This is a genomic window from Terriglobia bacterium, from assembly GCA_020073085.1.
Taxonomy (GTDB): domain Bacteria; phylum Acidobacteriota; class Terriglobia; order JAIQFV01; family JAIQFV01; genus JAIQFV01.
In genome coordinates this window covers 23420-29519 of sequence record JAIQFV010000037.1, presented here as the reverse complement: position 1 = coordinate 29519, position 6100 = coordinate 23420, and the positions used below count along the sequence as shown (strand labels likewise).

Sequence of the window (6100 nt, the reverse complement as noted above, 5' to 3'; positions counted from 1 at the left end):
GGGTCCGGGGCGCCCGTCATTTGGTTGGTGTACTCCGTGGCTGTCACATTGCCATTGGGATCGGTCTGACTCGTCACCCGCCCGGTCGAATAGTCGTAAGCGGTGTAGGTCGTCTGTGCTACCGTTTCATTCAGCGCACCGACCACACTCGTGGGCAGCGCATGGGTCGAGTCTTCATAATAATATGCAGCGCTATGGCCGAGCGGATCTGTGGTGGAGGTCCGGTTGCCATAGTTGTCGTAGGCGTGCTGTGTTGTAACCCATTGGTTGTGGGCACTATCCCAACGACTCTCCCGGGAGAGGTTGCCGCGTGTGGGCGGGGTTTCGAACGGTTGGTTGTCATAACTGAACTGGGTGGAGCTGGTCCCCACATCTACACTGCGTAAGGCATTCAGGATCAGGGGAGTGGCCGAGACAATGGATCGGTGAGCATAGACATTTCCCGAAGGTCCGCTCTGAGCGGGATTGTAGTAAGTCTTCAATATTGTGCGAATCACCTGAGGGCTGCCGGGAACGCCCGTCGGCACCCCCTGGGCGTCGCGAGTGACCAGGGACGGATCAAACCAATCGTAGTCCGTTTCGGTGTTCAGGTTGCCGTTGTAGTCGTATTCCTAAAGTTCAGATGCGTCCAATGGCGTTCGACGATCCTTTTGTCAGATTGGCTGGACCGATAAGTGAGGCCCTCGAAGGATCCAGATTCTCCCAGGGAAAGGGGAAGTGCCATGTCGTGCGTGAGGGAGGTCTCGTCCACGGTGGATCCGTCCGGGTTGGTAATACTGCTGCTCCCATCACTAATGTCGTAAGTCCAAACGTCGCTGGTCCCGTCATGGGTGAGCGTCTTGCGAATAATCGCCTCCTGAGCCGTCTGTATGCCTACGACAGGGCCGGGCAGGGAAGATAATGCGTCAAGGAAGTACGCATAATCGACCGTAGCGCCGGATGGCATGACCATGTGGCTCATGGAGCCCCAACCCCTGCGTCGATTGACGAATTGTGGCCAGCATTCTCGCTTCATCTTTTCCACGACCTGTGGTGCCACTGCCGCGACCCCATTCGTTCTTCTGGAAAAGATAAGAGATGACCGGGGGTATTGGAATCGGATTGAAGGCTATATCAGGAGCCCTGCTGAGGTGGAATTCAGTCACGGCATCTGTCCGGATTGCATGAAGATGCTCTAATCTGATTATCAGGGCAGCATTGTTGAAGGGAATTAGTTTCGTATGAACCAGGATAAACTGAGGTCACCTCAGGACGTCCGACGCTTCTTTATGAATCTTTCCTGTCGATGAGAATAGAAGGGAAGTATTAAGCTCCCGCCGGAGAACTCTTTCGCCCCGCAAGCGGGGCTCTCACATTTTCTCTCATGGGTACCCCGCCCTCGCCCCGCAAAAGGAAAAAGCGCGAGGCTCAGACGGGGCTACAGTCTTTCGGCCCGACGGGCCTGAGGCCATATCATTTTTCTCATGCTGTCCCCACCCTCGCTCCGCACAGAACGCGGAGCTCAGGTGGGGCTTCCACTCTGTCGGTCCTCCGGACCTAACATGGGTCCTTTTCTCCATTCTGTGCCCACCCTCACTCTCCTGCAAAAAGCACGGGACGGAGCTCTTGCCAGAGCGGATCTTCGACAGGTGGGGCTACCCGCCGCGGCGGGGGCCCTACGGGCCTGAACTGACCCTTTTCCTTATTCTGTCTGCACTCCGGGACGTAAAGAGCCCGGAGCTGCCACCGCGATCCCCCGTGAGGGATTGCACAGATGGGGTTACCCACCTGGACGGGTCAGCCCTCATAGCTTTCCCTTCGCGTCGTCAGGCACGTTCCTCTTACCCATAAATTGAGGGGGGAAACTGAACAAATCGATCCTTCGGAGTTGAAACGCGGGGGATGAACACGCCTTGCACCGCTAGGGATATTCGGTCCCACCGTTGGATGATTTTCCGGAGAGCTTCGAGCGGGGCGGGCCGCCCTTCTGGGCACAAGATCGGAGGCAACTTCGTTCCGCCGTGCGGATGTCTGTCCGGAGCGGGAATCGAGTCTTCCCCCCGACTCACTTCATAACCTTCGACTTCAGAGTCCCGGTGAAATCTTCTAGAGCAGAAACTCCATGCGTTCCATGCTTCACTGCGCCCGGACTGCAAATACCGGATGGGTCGTGGACCGCTCCTCCATCGGGAGACCCAAAAACTGCTGTGCATTGCCATAGCAGATGCTCTGCACCATCTGTCCGATCATCGCTTCGTCATCCGGCAACTCACCCTTCTCCATGTCGGCGCCCAGCAGGTTGCACAGGACACGGCGAAAGTACTCGTGCCGGGGATAGGACATGAAGGAGCGGGAGTCGGTAATCATTCCAACAAAGCGGGAGAGCAGCCCGACATTCGACAGGGCATTAATCTGCCACTCGATGCCTTCCTTCTGGTCGAGAAACCACCAGCCACTCCCGAACTGGATCTTGCCGGCGATTGATCCATCCTGAAAATTGCCGATCATCGTGGCAAACACGTAGTTATCGGCGGGGTTGTTGTTGTAAACGATGGTTTTTGGCAGGGCATTCTCCTGGTTCAGACGATCGAGATAGGCGCCCAGGGACTCGGCCTGCGGCCAGTCCCCGATGGAATCAAATCCGGTGTCAGGGCCAAGTTCGTTCATGCGGCGGGTATTGCAGTTGCGGCGCGCGCCCAGGTGCAGTTGCTTGGTCCAGCCTTTCTCGGCATCGAGGTGCCCGAAATACACCATCATGAAGGAGGCGAATTGCGACTGTTCCAGCGGTGAGGCCGCCTGGCCGTTTCGGGCCTTGGTGAACAGTTCCGTCGCGGTGTGCTCGGAGGGGAAATCGGCGTAACAGGTGGACAGGCCATGGTCCGAGAGCCGGCTGCCCATTTGATGGAAGTAGTCATGTCGCTGGCGCAATGCCGACAGAAAATCGCTGAAACGCGCGATATGCACATTGCTGACACTCTCCAGCCGGTCGACCCATGCGTTGAACTCCCCCGGCTGGCGGATGTTGAATGCCTTATCGGGACGGAACGCGGGGAAGACCCGTGTTTCGAGGGATGACGCGGCCATCTTCTTATGAGGCTCGAGATCGTCGGTTGGATCGTCCGTTGTGCACAGCGCTTTTACGTGGAACTTCTTAAGAATTCCCTGAGCATGCAGGGGGCCGGTAGCCAGAAGGGCGTTGGCGCGTTCCCAGATGCGGGGAGCGCTGTGCTCGTCCAGCATTTCATCGATTCCAAAATATCGTTTCAACTCCAGGTGCGTCCAGTGATAGAGCGGATTGCGGAGCGTCTGGGGTACGGTGCGGGCCCAGGCCATGAATTTCTCGAAGGGCGGCTCCTTGCCGGTACAATAGCTTTCCGGCACGCCGTTAGCACGCATGGCCCGCCACTTGTAGTGGTCGCCTTCCAACCAGATCTCGAACAGATCCTTGAACACCCGATTCTCCGCAATGTCCATGGCGGGGAGATGGCAGTGGTAATCAAAGATCGGTTCCTCGGCCGCGTACTTGTGGTACAAACGCCGGGCACTCTCGCTGTGCAGTAGAAAGTCTTCGTGGATGAAAGCCATAGGAGATCCTTTCAGGTATTTATGTCTTTCCCGACATGGCGGGTGGAGCCACTTTGACTCCCCCGGCTTGAGCTGGAAACCGCTGACGCCCGCTTCTCGCCGTGCTGCAGGGGAAACTGAGGCTCGACAGGGTCGATTCCAGCCTCGAATATTCCGGAGGCAAATCGACCGTGAAGCTGGAGAACTCGCGGCGGTAGGGATATCCGGTCCGCAGACGAGTGAAGTGCGTCGCCTGTGCTTGCGGGGGAAGCGACAGGATGACACGCAGGCGCACGTCGTCCTCCTCAACGTTATAGGCACGCCGCACGATTCGATGGAGAGCGGTTTCATCGGCAAGCTGGGCGGTGTTCAGTTCGATGTGCGACGGTTCAGGCGAGCGGAGATACAGCGCCGGGTCCCAGGCAGATGAGACTCCGAGGTGCCGGCACACGGCCTCCCGCACCATACGAACCGCCGCCATTTTCCCATCCATGGAATAGCCGGCCACATGGGCCGTTCCGATCGCAGCCAGGAGAAGGGCCTCGATATCAAGGCCAGGCTCATTTTCCCAGACGTCGAGTAGCGCCGCCGACAAACGGCCCGCCCGGAAGGCACTTTTCAGGGCCGTGGTGGACACCACGGGGCCGCGGGAGGTGTTGAGCAGCACCGCACCCTGCTTCATTCGACCGAACTGCGCTTCGTCGAACAAATGATAGGTGGGATCGGGGCCGTCACGGGTCAAAGGTACATGCAAGGTAATGAAATCGGCGTCCAGAATGGCGTCCATGGGAACGAACCGCGAATCGCCGGTGATTCGAGCCAGCGGGGGATCGTTCTGAAGCACAGTCATCCGCAGGGCCTCGGCCGCCTTGACCACCTTGCTTCCGACGTTGCCCACGCCGACTACGCCCAAGGTTTTGCCCCGAAGCGACAGACTATTCCTTGACGCATAAGCGAGCAGCGCGGCAACCACATATTCCTTGACCGAGTTGGCGTTGCAGCCCGCGGCGTTGGCAAACGTGATCTTGCTGGCACGGAGATAGTCGGTGTCAATATGGTCGGTCCCGGCGGTGGCCGAGCCCACGAACCGAACCGGAGTTCCGTGAAGCAGCTTTTCGTTCACAGGGATTTCACTGCGGACAATCAGGATGTCCGCCCCGCGAACTCGCTGGTTCGTGATGAGGGGCGTCTCCAGTGCGGTGACTTCGCCGAGGTCGCGGAATGCCTCGGTTACAAAGGGGATGTTCTTGTCGGCTAAAATTCTCATGGCAGGCACCAGGGAAGGTACAAAGAATCGCGGTTACTGTTTTGTCCGGCGAGGAAAGTCTTGGCAGCCCCGCCACTCCGCCGAGGCGGATTTGTGGCGGGGGCATTTCGTTGCCTCGAAAGATGAATAAGGGCCGCCCATCCAACCAAAAGCCCCCGCCGTCGCAAAGAACACTCGGCGGGGCTACCAGAGCATTCAGCGGGCAACGCGAGCGCTGATCCCTTTCATGACCTTTTCGACTTCCGCCAGCGTTACCATCGTGGTGTCGCCCGGCGTGGTCATGGCGAGCGCGCCGTGTGCCGCTCCACACTCGACGGCCCACTGCGGGTCACGGCCCGCGAGAAATCCATATATCAGGCCTGAGGCAAACGAATCGCCCCCTCCAACCCGGTCGTAAATCTCAAGATTTTCCCGGCTGGTGGCGCGATGCAGCTTTCCATCGCAATAGCAGACGGCTCCCCAGTCGTTGACCGATGCCGTGCGGGCGTTGCGCAGCGTGGTGGCCACGACCTTCAGGTCCGGGTATTTCGCGACCACCCGTTCGATCATACGCCGAAAGTTTTCCGGGTCCAGCTTTGACAGGTTGGCATCCACGCCCTCCACTTCAAAGCCCAAAGCCGCGGTGAAGTCTTCCTCATTCCCGAGCATCACATCGACATAAGAAGCGAGCTCGCGGTTGACCTCCTGCGCGTGCTTCTTTCCACCGATCGCCTTCCAGAGCGACTCGCGATAGTTCAGGTCGTAGGACACGATGACGCCGTGGCGCTTTGCCGCCTGCATGGCTTCGCGGGCGACAAGCGGTGTGGTTTCCGACAAGGCGGCAAAGATGCCGCCGGTGTGGAACCATCGGGCCCCTTCACGACCGAAGATCTGGTCCCAGTCGTAATCGCCGGGCTTGGCTTGCGAAATCGCGGTGTGGCCCCGGTCCGGACAGCCCACGGCAGCGCGGACGCCGAATCCTCGCTCGGTGAAGTTAAGCCCGTTTCGCACCGATCGTCCGACGCCATCATAGGGTACCCACCTAACGTGGGACTGGTCGACGCCGCCCTGGAAAATGAAGTCCTCGATCAGGTGTCCTACCGGGTTGTCGGCGAACGCCGAAACGAGCGCTGTATCGAGGCCGAAGCAGCGCTTCAGCCCGCGGGCCACATTATATTCACCGCCGCCTTCCCACACGCGAAAACTTCGGGTGGTGTGAACGCGGCCGTCCCCGGGATCCAGCCGGAGCATAACCTCTCCCAGACTGACCAGATCCCACCGGCAATCTGATTTCGATTTGAGTTTCAACAT

Annotated in this window: 5 protein-coding genes; all 5 read right to left on the bottom strand. The window is 58.8% G+C overall.

Annotated features, from left to right (window positions below):
* Positions 1-527: hypothetical protein (locus tag LAO21_21325; GenBank protein MBZ5555262.1), on the bottom strand; the 527-nt coding region annotated here is incomplete at its 3' end.
* A 59-nt stretch (positions 528-586) separates the two neighbouring features.
* Positions 587-961, bottom strand: a complete 375-nt coding sequence (locus tag LAO21_21320; protein MBZ5555261.1) for a hypothetical protein — start codon at positions 959-961, stop codon at positions 587-589.
* 1154 nt (positions 962-2115) lie between these two features.
* Entirely contained in the window at positions 2116-3564 is a 1449-nt protein-coding gene (gene uxaC, locus LAO21_21315) for a glucuronate isomerase (GenBank protein MBZ5555260.1), read from the bottom strand.
* Positions 3565-3583: 19 nt separating this feature from the next.
* Positions 3584-4810 (bottom strand): 4-phosphoerythronate dehydrogenase, encoded by a 1227-nt coding sequence (locus tag LAO21_21310; GenBank protein MBZ5555259.1) that lies wholly within the window; start codon positions 4808-4810, stop codon positions 3584-3586.
* A gap of 195 nt (positions 4811-5005) precedes the next feature.
* Positions 5006-6100 carry a sugar kinase gene (locus LAO21_21305; protein MBZ5555258.1) on the bottom strand — a complete coding sequence of 365 codons (1095 nt, stop codon included), beginning with the start codon at positions 6098-6100 and terminating at the stop codon, positions 5006-5008.